16 protein-coding genes are annotated in these 13,340 nt (G+C 71.8%); 9 read left to right on the top strand and 7 right to left on the bottom strand.

From position 1 onward, the window contains the following. Positions 1–4: 4 nt before the first annotated feature. Both ACWHYA_RS15205 and ACWHYA_RS15200 read right to left on the bottom strand, forming a co-directional pair. On the bottom strand, positions 5–367 hold the full coding sequence (locus ACWHYA_RS15205) for a type II toxin-antitoxin system PemK/MazF family toxin (protein ID WP_425940905.1): 363 nt from the start codon (positions 365–367) through the stop codon (positions 5–7). Next, positions 312–542: a hypothetical protein gene (locus tag ACWHYA_RS15200; RefSeq protein ID WP_425940907.1), complete on the bottom strand. Its 231-nt coding sequence runs from the start codon at positions 540–542 to the stop codon at positions 312–314. Before ACWHYA_RS15200 ends, ACWHYA_RS15205 begins: the two co-directional genes overlap by 56 nt. 230 nt (positions 543–772) lie before the next feature. Between ACWHYA_RS15200 and ACWHYA_RS15195 the strand changes: the two genes are divergently transcribed. Next, the gene (locus ACWHYA_RS15195) at positions 773–1,990 is read left to right on the top strand and encodes a hypothetical protein (RefSeq protein WP_425940909.1); all 1,218 of its coding nucleotides are present in this window, start codon (positions 773–775) and stop codon (positions 1,988–1,990) included. 123 nt (positions 1,991–2,113) lie between these two features. On the opposite strand, the gene ACWHYA_RS15190 is transcribed toward ACWHYA_RS15195, so the two are convergent. The 3 genes from ACWHYA_RS15190 to ACWHYA_RS15180 form a co-directional block, all read right to left on the bottom strand. Further along, entirely contained in the window at positions 2,114–2,437 is a 324-nt protein-coding gene (locus tag ACWHYA_RS15190; RefSeq protein WP_425940911.1) for a type II toxin-antitoxin system VapB family antitoxin, read from the bottom strand. Positions 2,438–2,530: 93 nt separating this feature from the next. Beyond that, entirely contained in the window at positions 2,531–4,171 is a 1,641-nt protein-coding gene (locus ACWHYA_RS15185) for a thiamine pyrophosphate-binding protein (protein WP_425940913.1), read from the bottom strand. 14 nt (positions 4,172–4,185) lie between these two features. Next, positions 4,186–4,956, bottom strand: coding sequence for a cyclase family protein (locus ACWHYA_RS15180; RefSeq protein ID WP_425940915.1), 771 nt, complete (start codon positions 4,954–4,956; stop codon positions 4,186–4,188). Positions 4,957–5,112: 156 nt separating this feature from the next. Here ACWHYA_RS15180 and ACWHYA_RS15175 point away from each other — a divergent pair, with 156 nt between their 5' ends. Continuing rightward, on the top strand, positions 5,113–5,508 hold the full coding sequence (locus tag ACWHYA_RS15175; protein ID WP_425940916.1) for a RidA family protein: 396 nt from the start codon (positions 5,113–5,115) through the stop codon (positions 5,506–5,508). 12 nt (positions 5,509–5,520) lie between these two features. On the opposite strand, the gene ACWHYA_RS15170 is transcribed toward ACWHYA_RS15175, so the two are convergent. Beyond that, positions 5,521–6,315, bottom strand: a complete 795-nt coding sequence (locus ACWHYA_RS15170) for an enoyl-CoA hydratase-related protein (protein WP_425940918.1) — start codon at positions 6,313–6,315, stop codon at positions 5,521–5,523. Positions 6,316–6,382: 67 nt separating this feature from the next. On the opposite strand from ACWHYA_RS15170, the gene ACWHYA_RS15165 reads away from it, so the two are divergent. From ACWHYA_RS15165 to ACWHYA_RS15135, 7 genes are all read left to right on the top strand, one after another. After that, positions 6,383–7,150 (top strand): SDR family NAD(P)-dependent oxidoreductase, encoded by a 768-nt coding sequence (locus tag ACWHYA_RS15165; protein ID WP_448095605.1) that lies wholly within the window; start codon positions 6,383–6,385, stop codon positions 7,148–7,150. Next, positions 7,147–7,560: a RidA family protein gene (locus ACWHYA_RS15160; RefSeq protein WP_425940922.1), complete on the top strand. Its 414-nt coding sequence runs from the start codon at positions 7,147–7,149 to the stop codon at positions 7,558–7,560. Before ACWHYA_RS15165 ends, ACWHYA_RS15160 begins: the two co-directional genes overlap by 4 nt. A gap of 118 nt (positions 7,561–7,678) precedes the next feature. After that, positions 7,679–8,884, top strand: a complete 1,206-nt coding sequence (locus tag ACWHYA_RS15155) for an ABC transporter substrate-binding protein (RefSeq protein ID WP_425940924.1) — start codon at positions 7,679–7,681, stop codon at positions 8,882–8,884. Positions 8,885–8,932: 48 nt separating this feature from the next. Then, positions 8,933–9,808: a branched-chain amino acid ABC transporter permease gene (locus ACWHYA_RS15150; protein WP_425940925.1), complete on the top strand. Its 876-nt coding sequence runs from the start codon at positions 8,933–8,935 to the stop codon at positions 9,806–9,808. Beyond that, entirely contained in the window at positions 9,805–10,863 is a 1,059-nt protein-coding gene (locus ACWHYA_RS15145) for a branched-chain amino acid ABC transporter permease (protein ID WP_425940927.1), read from the top strand. Before ACWHYA_RS15150 ends, ACWHYA_RS15145 begins: the two co-directional genes overlap by 4 nt. Next, a complete protein-coding gene (locus ACWHYA_RS15140) occupies positions 10,860–11,642 on the top strand; it encodes an ABC transporter ATP-binding protein (protein ID WP_425940929.1) in 783 nt (260 codons plus the stop codon). The genes ACWHYA_RS15145 and ACWHYA_RS15140 overlap by 4 nt, the downstream gene beginning before the upstream one ends. Next, a complete protein-coding gene (locus ACWHYA_RS15135; protein WP_425940931.1) occupies positions 11,639–12,415 on the top strand; it encodes an ABC transporter ATP-binding protein in 777 nt (258 codons plus the stop codon). Before ACWHYA_RS15140 ends, ACWHYA_RS15135 begins: the two co-directional genes overlap by 4 nt. A gap of 5 nt (positions 12,416–12,420) precedes the next feature. Here ACWHYA_RS15135 and ACWHYA_RS15130 read toward each other — a convergent pair whose 3' ends face one another. Next, positions 12,421–13,287: a PaaX family transcriptional regulator gene (locus ACWHYA_RS15130; protein WP_425940933.1), complete on the bottom strand. Its 867-nt coding sequence runs from the start codon at positions 13,285–13,287 to the stop codon at positions 12,421–12,423. Between the last annotated feature and the right edge of the window lie 53 nt (positions 13,288–13,340).

Below are 13,340 nucleotides of genomic sequence, written 5' to 3'. Positions count from 1 at the left end.
CGGCTCAGTCGAGGCCCAGCACGGTCAGCATCGCCTCGTCAACGGCACTCATCTCCGCAGACTCCAGCCGCCCCGCGAACTCGCCCAGACGGACCTCGGGATCGATGACGGTCAGCTGTTCGACCATCACGCGCGTCTTCACTCCGTCGATCTCCACCTCGGGACGGAAGGACGCCTCGCGTCTGCCCGTCGACGTCGGCGCCACGAGCCAGGTCGACAGCGGAAGGTCGTCGGACTGCACGACCACGACATATCGCGGGCCGGACTGCCCGTGCCCTCGGGCATCCTTGGGCGCCCGCAGGCGGTAGACGTCACCACGCACTCGCGTCGTCCATCTCGGCAGCCAGCTGGCGCGAGGCGGCGACATCCTCAGGATCGTCGCGCAGAGCCTCGGCCTCAGCCCTCAGCCGGGCTCGTCGGTGCGCGCGCTCTGCCTCGAGGATCGCTGCACGGGCGGCCTCCGAGCGCGAGAGGCCCCCACTGGTGAGCACGGCAAGAGCATGCTCCACCGCCGCGTCAGTGCGAATTGTCAGCGTCGACATACGACAAACTGTACAACGAGGTCCGTGTGCTTGGCCGAGGCTTCCGTCATGGCCTCTGGGAGAGGATGGGCCCGTGGATCAACACGACCTGCTCATCCGCCATGCCGTCGCCTGGGCCGACAAGCGCCGGCAGCCGCTCGACCGTGACCTGCTCGAGACGGTTCTCAACCTGCGCGACTTTCTCGACCTCAGCGCCGCAGGACTGGCCGGCCGGCAGCGCCGAGCACCTGATGCTCGTCCGCTGGCCCTCCCACGGCCCCTCCGGCGTGCCCGACGTCGACCGGCTGGTCGAGACCCTGGACAGCTTCTGGCGCTTCCTGCGGGGCACCGGCCGGATGGCGTCCTCTTCGGCCGACCCACGTGAGCTGGCGAAAGAGGCGCGGCGCGCGGCGCCGCGCATGCCCGACGCCTGCGCCGACCCGACGCGGCACGGCGCGGCCAAGTCGCTCGTGGAGTTCGGCGAGAGCATCGGGCTGACGCTGGACGGCGCCGGGTCGATGGAGGAGCTCAACGAGCGGATGCAGCAGATCGTCGAGGCGTGGAACGCGTTGCCCGACGACCAGCGGATCGCTATGTCCTCCCCGTCGGCGCACCAGGGGAGCCTGCGCGGGATGGCATCGACCGACCTCATGGCCTCGCTCAGGGACGACGACGGTCTCGAGGACGTCTTCGGCCTCGGGGACGAGGACGGCAACATCCCCTTCGCCGACCTGTCGGAGGTCGCCGCCGACGTGCGGGCGGCGCCGTTCGTGCAGCAGTGCCGGCGCCTGGTCGAGTGGGTGGGGGAGCGGGGCAGGGAGATCACCTCCACGGAGGTGCTGCGGCTGGCCCCCGCGCGCGAGGCGTACGACCTGCTGGGGCTGAGCGAGTGGGAGCGCGAGGCGGACCGGTTGGCCTACGGCGACCTGGTGTCCGAGCTCCCTCTCGAGTCGCAGGAGCTCTGGGTGGCGGCGGCGAGGGAATCCTTCCGCAGCGCGGCGGACTGCCGGCCGTTGCACCGGCTGTGGACGGCCTGCCTGGAAGCGGGGCTGCTGGAGCTGAGCCGCACCCGGGTCTACGCCGCCTGGGACGAGCCCACCTCCGACGAGGAGTGGCGCCACCTCGGTGTCGTCCTGGCCAGCGCCGTGCTGATCCACGCCGCCCCCATCCACGTGTCACCGCTGATGGGTGCGCTGCTGCACCTGCTCGACCCGGCGCGGGAGTCCATGCCCCTCACGGAGCTCGAGGACTGGTGGTGGCAGAGCCCCAAGAACCACCACACCCTGGTAGGGCGTCGGGACGAGTCCGCGCGCAGTTGGAGCGACAGTGCTCTCCACCGGGCGCTGCACGAGATGGGGGACCTGCGGGTATGGCGCAGGGAGGGTGACGCGCTCCTGCCCACCGCGTTCGGCCACGACGTCGCGCTGATGGCGACGACCCTGGTCGAGGAGGGCGTCGTCGACACCTGACGTTCGGGGCGCAGCTCCGCTATCGCGTCAGCGTCCCGGCGCGAGGCGGGGAACCCGAGCAGCCGTGTCGCCTCCGCGAGGCGGTCGTGATGGTCACCACGCCCAGCAGGTCGTCCTCGCGCATCAGTACGACCTCCGGGTGTCGCGCTGGTCCGCGCGGTCCTGGCTGAGCGCCTCCGACAACGTGGTGCCCGGGGCGCCCTCCGGCCGAGGAAGGTCCGCCAGCCGCCTGCTGGGCGGGCGGGCGAGCCCAGCGGCATCCATCACCTCGTCGAGATCCCCGTCCCAGCCGGAGCCCTCGAGCGCAAGGAGATCCTCACGCGTGGGCACCGGGCCGGCGAGCCGGCGCAGCGCGAGGTCGACAGCCTCCGTCTTGGTACGTAGCCCGTACCGCCGCATCACCGTGGCGACGAGCGCGTCGTCGATGTCGATGTGGGCGCGCGACATGCACCCAACGCTACGCCTGACCGTCCCAGCCCGTCCCTCGGCGCGCACTGCGGGACCTCTTCGCAGGCGGGCGCATTCCGGACGCGCGGCCCGTCAATGGCCCCTGAACGCCTCCTCCAACCACCAGGACGCCTCGTCCTGCGTGACCTTGGCATGCACCAGCATCGGTCCGGACGGGCCGCCCGCCACCCACTCGCGCACGGGCGCGAGGTCCTCCACGGACGTGACGGTGACCCCCTCCATCCCGTAGCCCCGCCCGATCGCGGCGATGTCGGTCGGCGGGAACTGCACGGTGGCCAGGTCGTGGCCGCCCGGCCCGAAGTGGTGCACCTCCGCGCCGTAGGCCTCGTCGTCGTAGACCACGACGAGCATCGGCAGGCCCAGCCGCACGACGGTCTCCAGCTCGGCCGCGGCCATGAGCGCACCGCCGTCGCCGAGCGCCGCCACCGGCAGCCGGTCCGGCCAGGCGAGCGCGGCACCGATCGCCGTGGCCAGGCCGAGCCCGATCGACTGGAAGGCCTGCGTGAAGCAGAAGCCCTCCTCGTCCGGGACCGACAGGAACATGCTGGGGTAGCCCATGAAGTTGCCCGAGTCGACCGCCACGACCCGTTCGGTGGGCAGTACGTCGTCGAGGGCGATCGTCAGAGCACGCGGGTCGATCCGCCCGTCGCCGCTCCTGTCGTCGAAGGGCACGTCGCGCCACCGCAGCTGCGCCGCGAGCCGCTGGCCCACCTCGGGGGTCCGGTACGCCGTGCGCGTCGCCTCGAGCGCGTCGCCCACGGCCTCGGCGGTCCGGGCCACGTCGCCGACCACGCCGAAGGTCAGGTCGCGGTGTGTGCCGATCGCGTCGGGCGTGTCGTCGACCTGCACCACGGTCGCGCCGTCGGCGATGAGGCGGCCGTGGCGCATCGTCCACATGTTGAGGGCGCAGCCCCACCCGACGATGAGGTCCGCGCCGCGCACCAGCTCGGCCGTCAGCGGCGTGGAGAAGCCCCCGGAGACGTCGATCTGCCAGGGGTCGTCGGAGAAGAGTCCCTTGGCGACGGCCGAGGTCGCGAGCAGGGCGCCGGACTTCCCGCCCAGCGTCCGCAGGGCATCCCGCGCCTGCGCCGACCGGCTGCCGCGTCCCGCGACGAAGACCGGCCGCTGCGCCGTGGACAGTGCAGCCACCAGCCGCTGCACGTCCCCCGCCGACGGCTCGACCGGGTCCGGGGCGGGCGGCAGTCCGACGCCGTCGAGCGCGCCCGCCGGCACCTCGTGGCCCTGCACCGGCAGCGGCAGGTTGAGCACGACCGTCCTCCGGCCGTGCACCGCCTCGGCCAGCGCGGCGACGGTCTGGGCGACCGCCTCCTCGCCCGAGGTCACACGGTGCGGCACGGCGCCGACAGCCCGCGCCATCGCCTCCTGGTCGACGAAGAAGTTGGACCGTGGCTCCCTCACCTCGGCGGCCACGACCACCAGCGGCGTGCGCGACTTGGCCGCCTCGGCGATGCCCGTCATCGCGTTGGTGAAGCCGCACCCCTGGTGCACGCTCACCGCGGCGGGGCGACCCGAGACACGGGCATACCCGTCGGCCGCGGTGGAGCCCCCGCCCTCGTGGCGCGTCGCGACATACCGGGCGCCCGCGGCGACCATCGCGTTGGTGACGTGGAAGTTGCCCGAGCCCACCACGCCGAAGACGTGGTCGATGCCGCAGGCGACCAGGGCCCGCCCGACCGCCTCTGAGACGAGCATGTGACCAGCCCGACCTAATGCTCGACGAGGGCGAGCACGCGCACGGGAGAGCCCGAGCCGTCGACGATCTTCAGCGGCGGGGCGAGCACCATCGCGCCGGTCGGGGGCAGCTTGTCCAGGTTCTGCAGCTGGGCCAGGCCGTACTTGCCCGCACCCAGCAGCAGTGCGTGGCACGGGAACGCCGGGTCGAAGGAGTGGGCGGCGCCCGCGTCGGTCCCGACGGTCTCCACCCCGATGCCGATGAGGTCGGTCTCCTCGGCGACCCACCGCGCGCAGTCGACCGACATGCCCGGGCTTGTCGGGCCGGTCTCGGTGTTGTTGATCATGTCCTGCTGCGTGGTGCGGCTGGACCAGCCGGTGCGGCAGAGCAGCCAGCCACCGGACGGCAGCGGGCCGTGCTCCTCGACCCAGGCCTTGACGTGCTCGCGCTCAAGAAGGAAGTCGGGGTCGGCCTCGACCCGGTCGACGACGTCGATGACGGCGGCCGGCCGGAGGAAGACGCCGACCGGCACGCTGGAGACGTCGTCGAGGTCCTTGCCCGTCACCCAGTGGTTGGGCGCGTCGAAGTGCGTGCCGGTGTGCTCGCCGGTGCGGAAGTTGTTCCAGTACCACGCCGGGCCGCGGTCGTCGTAGCGGCTGATCTCCTCGTGCTGGAACTGCGCCGTCTGCCCGAACTGCGGCGGCAGCTCCAGGAGCGGGGTCTCGGACGAGAGCGGCGCGGTGAGGTCGACGACCTCCACGCTGCCGTCCCTCAAGGCGTCTGCGAGCTGGGCGAGGACGGACATGGTGGCCTCCGAGGACGGGGACGAGTGGTCCGCGCAGCCTATGAGGGGCCTGTGACGGGCGTCAATGAGGCAACAGAAACGCCCCGTCGCCTTCACTTCCGGGCCGGTCGGCCCTAGCCTTGGCCGACCTCGACCCGACTGACGACGGAGCTGGCCATGACGACCCGTGACCTCATCAACCCCGACGCACTCCACCCCGCCCCCGGCTTCAGCCACGTGAGCGTCGCCCAGGGAGGGCGCACGGCATACATCGCCGGCCAGGTGGCCCTCGCCCCCGACTTTTCGGTGGTCGGCGGGGACGACCTGCGTGCCCAGACCGTGGCCGCCATGCGCAACCTGCAGATCGCGCTCGAGAGCATCGGCGCGGGATGGGATCAGGTGGTGCGCCGCACGATCTACACGACGGCCCCGACCGAGTACGAGGCGATCACCGCCGGCATCGAGGAGGTCCAGGGCAGCGACCAGCACCCTGCCCAGACCATCGTCGGCATCACCGGGCTCGCGGTTCCCGGCCTGCTCATCGAGATCGAGGCGACCGTCGTGCTCGACTAAGGCGGCGGTCCCTCAGCGCCAGGGTCCGAAGTCCGGCGCCCGCTTTTCGGCGAAGGCGTTGGCGCCCTCCTTGGCCTCGGGCGTCTCGACGAAGAGGTCGAGGCCGGCGAAGGCGATGTTGCCCAGGCCCTGCATGTGGTCGGAGTCGGCGTTGAAGCTGTGCTTGAGGAAGCGCAGGGCGGTGGGGGAGTAGGAGGAGATCTTTCGGGCGTACTCCCGCGCCTTGTCCATCAGCTCCTCGGCCGGGACGACGTCGTTGACGAGGTTCCAGCGCTCGGCGGTGTGCGCGTCGTACAGGTCGAGCAGGAACCAGATCTGGCGGGCGCGCTTCTCGCCGACCACGCGCGCCAGGTAGGCCGAGCCGAAGCCGGCGTCGAAGGACCCGACCCTCGGTCCGCTCTGGCCGAAGCGGGCGGTCTCGCTGGCGATCGACAGGTCGCAGAGCACGTGCAGGACGTGCCCGCCACCGACCGCGACCCCGTTGACCGCGGCGATGACCGGCTTGGGGATGTCGCGCATGGTCTGGTGCAGCTGCTGGATCTGGAACAGGCCGAACTCGGTCTCGCCGTAGCTGCCGGTCTCCGCACGCTCCTTGACGTCACCGCCGGCGCAGAAGGCCTTCTCGCCGGCCCCGGTGAGGATCACGCACGCCACCCGGCTGTCGGCCCAGGCGTGCTTGAAGGCGGCGAGCAGCTCGTCGACCGTCCGGCCCCGGAAGGAGTTGTAGCGCTCCGGACGGTTGATGGTGATCACCGCCCAGGTCTCCTCGATCTCGTAGGTGATGTCGGTGAACTCGTCCGGCTTCATCGGTGCTCCTCATCGTCGGTATGTCGCAATCTTGACGGTCGTCATGGAGCGTGGCAAGGTCGCCGCCATGCCGCCACCTCCCGGAATGCCCGTCGCCCTGGTCACCGGAGCCGGGCGCGGCATCGGCGCCGGAGTCGCGCTCGCGCTGAGCCAGGAGGGGTATGCCGTCGCCCTCACCGCGCGCAGCCGGGAGCAGCTCGAGGAGACAGCGGCCGCCTGCCCCGGTCCCACGCTCGTGCTGCCGGCCGACATGACCTCGCCCGGCGCGGTCGAGGAGCTTCTTGACAGCATCGAGGAGCAGTGGGCGGGACCCGAGGTCGTCGTCGCGAACGCCGGTGCCGGGGTCTCGGCCTCGGTGGAGAAGACCACCGACGAGCAGTGGCAGCAGATGCTCGACCTCAACCTCACCGCGCCGTTCCGGATGCTGCGCCGCACCATCCCGGCGATGAAGGCGGCCGGTCACGGTCGGATCGTCGTGGTGGCCTCGGTGGCGGCCAAGCTCGGGGAGCCCTACATCTCCGCCTACACCGCCAGCAAGCACGGCGTGCTGGGGCTGGTCCGATCGGCCGCCATGGAGCTGGCCCGGACCGGCGTCACCGTCAACGCGGTGTGCCCCGGGTACGTCGACACGCCGATGACCGAGGCGACGGTGCGGGGAATTGTGGAGAAGACCGGCCGCACGCCCGAGCAGGCCCGGGCTGCGCTGGAGGCCAAGCAGCCGATCAACCGGCTCATCACGGTCGACGAGGTGGTCGAGGCCGTGCTGACCTGCGTCCGCAACGGCGGCATGACCGGTCAGGGCATCAACGTCGACGGAGGAGGGCTCCAGTCATGATGCAGGGGAGCGGTAGCGGTATGGAGCTCGTCAACCCGCCGGAGCTGGGGGAGCCCAAGGGCTTCAGCCACGCCGTCGTGGGCACCGGGCGGGTGGTGTTCCTCGCCGGACAGACGGCGCTGGACCGCGAGGGCAGGATCGTGGGGGACACGGTCGTCGACCAGTTCGAGGTCGCGCTGACCTCGCTGCTGACCGCCCTGCGCGCGGCCGGCGGTCAGCCGACCGACCTGGCCAGCCTGACGATCTACATCGTCGACATGGACGACTACAAGGCTCACGCCCGCGAGATCGGCCGCGTCTGGAAGACGCTCATCGGCAGCCACTACCCGGCCACGGCGGGCATCGGGGTGTCCCGGCTCTGGGACGTCGAGGCCCTCGTGGAGGTCCAGGGGATGGCGCTGCTGCGCTGACACGTGTGGCGGACACGTGTGTCGGGTTGTGGACGAGCGACACGGGCACGGCATATGGTGCACATCACACACGCGGCGCGACGGGGCGTCCGCACCACCTGAGGAAGGTTCTGCGCACATGACCACTCGACGCACGGCATCCATGCTCTCCCTGGTCGCGTCCGGAGCGCTCGTCCTGGGCGGCTGCGGAGGAGGCACCCTCGGCGGCGGCGGCGACGGCGGGGGCGACGGCGATGACGCCACGGCCGAGGGCCCCATCAAGGTCGGCCTCCTCGTGCCGCAGTCCGGGGTCTACAAGAGCCTGGGCGACGACATGAAGGCCGGCTTCGAGGTCTACCTCGAGGAGCACGACAACATGCTCGGTGGCCTCGAGGTCGAGGTGATCCTCGCCGACGAGGGCGAGACCGCCGACTCCGGCAAGGCGGCCGCGGACAAGCTGGTCAAGCAGGACGAGGTCGCGGTGGTCACCGGCGTGGTCAACTCCGCGGTGATGAACGGTGTCGCGGACCTCTTCGAGACCAGCAAGATCCCGCTCGTCGGCTCCAACGCCTCACCCACGACGCTCACCGACGCCACCTACATCTGGCGCACCTCCTACGTCAACGACGAGCCGGGGGAGGCGCTCGGTGCCTACGTCGCCGAGAACGTCGACGGCGGCGTCTACTTCCTCGCGGCCGACTACCAGGCCGGCAAGGACGAGGTCGAGGGCTTTAAGAAGACCTTCGAGCCCGCCGGCGGCGAGATCGTCGACGAGGTCTACACCCCCTTCCCGGGCACCACGAACTTCCAGCCGTTCCTGGCCAACGCCCTGTCCTCCGACGCCGCGGCGCTCTTCTCCTTCTACGCCGGCGGCGCGGCGGTCGAGTTCGTCAAGCAGTACGACCAGTTCGGCCTCAAGGGCGAGATCGATCACTACTCGGCCGGCTTCCTCACCGAGGGTGGAGTCCTGCAGGGTCAGGGCGACTCGGCCGAGGGCACCTTCACCGCGATGAACTACAACTACGACCTCGACAACGAGCTCAACACCAGCTTCGTCGAGGCCTACAAGGCCAAGACCGACCGCAACCCGACGACCTACGCGATGGCCTCCTACGACGCCGCCAAGGTCCTCGACATGGCCATCGAGGCTGCGGGCGGGGCCGACTCCGAGGCGATCAACACGGCGATCGGCGAGATCACCGAGGTCGAGTCGCCGCGCGGCACGTGGTCGTGGTCCGACATCGGCACCCCCGTGCAGATGTGGTACCTCCGCGAGGTCCAAGAGGTCGACGGGGAGCTGACCAACGTCGTGGTGCAGGAGCTCGGTGAGCTGGGCAGCGACTGAGGCAGCGGGCGCGACGGTCCCCGGACGCTCCTGCATGCTCCCGACCTCATGATCGGTTGGCTCGACGCGAACTTCGTCTCGATGGTGGACGGGGTGGCCTACGGTCTCCTGCTGTTCACCCTCGCCGTGGGGCTGTCCCTGGTGTTCGGGATGATGGACGTGCTCAACCTGGCGCACGGCACGCTCTACCTGGCCGGCGCGTACACCGCGTACGCGCTGTCGGACGGGAGCTGGCTCGGCCTGCTCGTCGCGCTCGTGGTGGGGCTGGTCGTGGGGCTGCTGGGGGGCGCCTTCCTGGCCGCTGCCGTGGCGCCGCTCCAGGGCCGGGGGCATCTGGACCAGGCGGCGCTGACTCTGGGCATCATGCTCATCGCGGGCGAGCTGCTGATCATGGTCTTCGGTGCCGAGGTGCTGCCGACGGCGCCGCCGAGCGCCCTCGGCGGCTCCATCTCGCTGCTGGGCAACGCCTACCCGCTCTACCGCCTGGTCTTCATCGGCGTCGCGGGTCTGCTGGCGGCGTTCGTCTACCTCGCCTTCGAGCGGTCCTCGGTCGGCGCCCTCGTGCGGGCGACGGTGGCGGACCGCGACATGGTGCGCGCGATGGGCGTGGACACCCGCAAGATCCTCTTCGGCGTCTTCGGCTTCGGCGCGGCCCTCGCGGCGGTCGGCGGTGTCCTCGGCGCGCCCATCATCGCGCCCGGCCCGGGCATCGACGAGCGGGTCCTGGTGCTCTCCCTCGTCGTCATCGTCATCGGCGGGCTCGGCTCGGTCCGCGGCGCGCTGCTGGGTGCCCTGCTCATCGGTCAGGTGCAGACGCTCGGCGTCGCCGTCGTGCCGGCCTACGCGCCCTTCCTGCTCTTCGGGGCGATGCTCCTGGTCCTCGCCCTGCGCCCGCAGGGCCTGTTCGCCCCGGCGCGCGCATGAGCACGCGGACGACGGGTATGCCGTCGCGCACCCCCTCCCGGCGCCCGTTCCCGGTGCGCACGGCGCTTCTGGTCGCGGCCGTGGTCGCCCTGCTGCTGGCGGTCCCGTGGGTCTTCGGGACCTTCACGGTGATGACCTTCACCCGCGCCGTGATCTTCGCCGTGCTCGCCATGAGCGTCAACCTGCTCACCGGCGTGACGGGCATGCCGACGCTGGGCCAGGCGGCCTACTTCGGCGTCGGCGCCTACACCGGGGCGCTCGTGGGGATCCATTGGTCCGAGCTCGGCGTCGTGCAGCTCCTGGTGGCCACCCTGGCCGGTGTGGTCGCCGCGGTGCTGACCGGCCCGCTGGCCATCCGGGGCCGCGGCGTCGCCTTCCTCATGATCACCCTGGCGATCGGCGAGATCGCCTACTCGGCCGCCGGTCGACTCGACCGGGTGACGGGCGGGACCGACGGGCTCAGCGGCATACCCCCGGTCGTGGTCGCACCCGGTGGCGAGGGGCTCGTCAACGAGGGCCTTGTCTACTACTACGTGCTGGCCGTCGCCGTCCTGGCCTACGTCGGGGTGCACGTCCTGCTGCGCTCGCCGTTCGGGCTGACGCTGCGCGGGATGCGCGACAACGAGCCCCGGCTGCGCTCCGTCGGCTACCGCACCGACTCCTACGCCCTGGCGGCCTACGTCTACGCCGGCGGCCTCGCCGCGCTGGCCGGGTCGCTGTGGACCTCCTCGCAGCGGTTCGTCGCACCCGGCGACATGGGGTTCTCGATCTCGGCCCTGGCCCTGCTCGCCGTGATCGTCGGTGGTGTCGGCTCGATGTGGGGGGCCTGCCTGGGGGCGCTCCTGGTGGTCTTCACCCGCGACTACCTGGGCCAGATGTTCTCCGGGCACTCCTCCCTCCTGCTCGGCATCCTCTTCGTGCTGACCGTCTACCTGCTGCCCCAGGGCATCGCGGGCGGGCGGGCGCAGTGGCGGCGGATCTTCCCCCGGGACCGCGGCGGACGGTCGCCCGGGTCGACCAGCCGGAGCGCGTCGCCGGCGGGAACGCCGGCATGAGCGAGCAGCCCGCCCTCCGGGTCGAGGGCCTCTCCCGGCACTTCGGCAGCCTCAAGGCCGTCGAGGACGTGAGCTTCGAGGTGCGGCCCGGAAGCCGGCACGCGGTCATCGGACCCAACGGGGCGGGCAAGTCCACCCTCTTCGCGCTCGTCGCCGGTGCGCTGCGGGCCACCTCGGGGCGGGTGTGGCTGCGCGGCGAGGACGTCACCTCGCTCTCCGAGCACGCCCGGGCCCGGCGCGGGCTCGTGCGCACCTTCCAGCACTCCTCACTCTTCCTCACGGCGACCGCGCGGGAGAACGTCATGCTGGCCGTCCAGCGCCGGCACGGGGTCCAGGCGCAACCCTGGCGCGCGGTCGCGCGGCGGCGGGCGCTGGTGCAGGAGGCCGACGCCGTCCTGGAGCAGCTCTTCCTGCACCACCGGGCCGGACAGGCCGCCGGTGCCCTCTCCCACGGTGAGCGTCGCCAGCTCGAGGTCGCCGTCGCCCTCGCCACCTCTCCCTCGGTCCTGCTCCTGGACGAGCCGGCGGCCGGCATGTCGCCCGCCGACACGGCGGCCTTCCAGGAGATCGTGCTCGGGCTCCCGTCGGAGGTCACCGTTCTCCTCGTCGAGCACGACCTCGACCTCGTGTTCGGTGTCGCCGACGAGGTGACCGTCCTGCACCTCGGCCAGCACCTGCTCACCGGTGCGCCCGACGACGTCCGCGCCAGCGACGCGGTGCAGAATGCCTACCTCGGCGCGGAGGACACCTCCGAGCTGTTCATCGAGGGAGAGGTATGACGAGCACCAGCCAGGAGGGCCCGGGTCGGGGCGGCGCGGGTCGGGGCGGCACGGGCCGACCGGGAGCGGCGGACCCGATCCTGTCCGTCCGCGGCCTCGTGTCCGGCTACGACGGCTCCCGGGTCCTGCACGACGTCGACCTCGACCTGCCCGAGGGGGGCGTGCTCGCCCTCCTCGGGCGCAACGGCGTCGGCAAGTCCACCCTCGTGAGCACGATCATGGGGCTGGTCCGACCGATGAGGGGCTCGATCACCGTGGCGGGCCAGGAGGTCGCGGGCGCCCGTCCGGACCGGATCGCCAGGCTCGGCGTGGGGCTGGTGCCCCAGGGGCGCCGGGTCTTCGCACCGCTGACGGTGGCCGAGCACCTCGACGTCGCCGACCGCGCGGGTCGCAAGGGCGACTGGACCCAGGAGCGCGTCCTCGAGCTCCTCCCGAGGCTGGCGGAGCGGCTGCGCAACCGGGGCGACCAGCTCTCCGGGGGCGAGCAGCAGATGCTCGCGATCGGGCGTGCCCTGCTGACCAACCCCACCGTGCTCCTGCTCGACGAACCCTCCGACGGGCTGGCGCCCTCGGTCGTCCACCAGGTCGCCGACGTCGTGCACGAGGTGTGCAACGCCGGCATGTCCGTGCTCATCGTCGAGCAGAACCTGCGTCTCGCACTCTCCGTCGCCGACCATGTCGTCGTCATGCAGAAGGGCGCGGTGCGGTGGGAGGTCCCCGTCGAGGAGTTCCGCCGCAACCGGGCCAAGGCCGAGGAGCTGCTGGGCATCTGAGGCGCTCAGCGCACCTGGTCCACGAACGTGTGCGAGGGTCCCTCCAGCCTGCGCTGCAGGGCGAAGAACAGGTCGGCGGCCCTGGTGCCGGACCAGTCCCGGGGGAGCAGCTCGGGTGCCAGACCGGGGTCGAGGTAGGGCAGGCGGCGCCAGGAGGTGAGCACGCGCACGTAGTCGGCGAAGGCGGTCCCGGGGTCGTCCTTGCTGCGCCGGGCGCGCCACCGGGCGAGCACCGGCGCGTGGTCGTCGCAGAACTGCCGGTAGAGCTCCTCCAGGCTCTGCAGGTCCCACCAGGAGCCGACCTGCTCGGCCGCCCGCCCGAAGCCGAGGTAGTTCGCCTCGAAGAGGTCGACGTAGTCCGCCAGCTGTTCCCGGACCAGCACCTCCCGGGCCTCGGCCTGCAGGTGGGCGGGTGCGATCCAGACCCCGGGGCCGACGGAGCCGAACCCGAGCCAGGACAGCCGGGACCGCAGGGTGTGCCGGCGCTGCCGCTCGGACTCGGGGACGCTGAAGACGGCGAGCACCCAGCCCTCGTCGAGCGTCCCCCGGCGGCGGCGGAAGATGCGTCGGTCGCCCGCCTCCAGGATCTCGCGCGCCTGGGCCGACAGGGCGTAGCCGGCGCGGCCGTCGAGCCGTTCGGCCTCCAGGATCCCCCGGCGCTTGAGGCGGGAGATCGAGGAGCGCACGGCCGGCTCGTCGACGTCCAGCTCGGCCATGAGGCGGATGAGCGTGCTCACGCTGAGCCAGCCGCCGACCTCGCGGGCGTAGAGCCCGTAGATGGTCACGATGAAGGCGCGCAGCCCGGCGTCGGCGCCGCGGCCGTCGCGCGGTGCGACAGGGACGGCAGATAGCGTGCCCTTGACTGTCGTCATGCAACTAACATACTGGGAGCCTGTCGGCACCGTGGCCGGCGGGAGCGAGACGA

It is taken from the genome of Ornithinimicrobium carbonis (assembly GCF_977012275.1).
The sequence above is the reverse complement of the archived record's forward strand: the minus strand, read 5'-3'. Positions and strand labels throughout refer to the sequence as shown.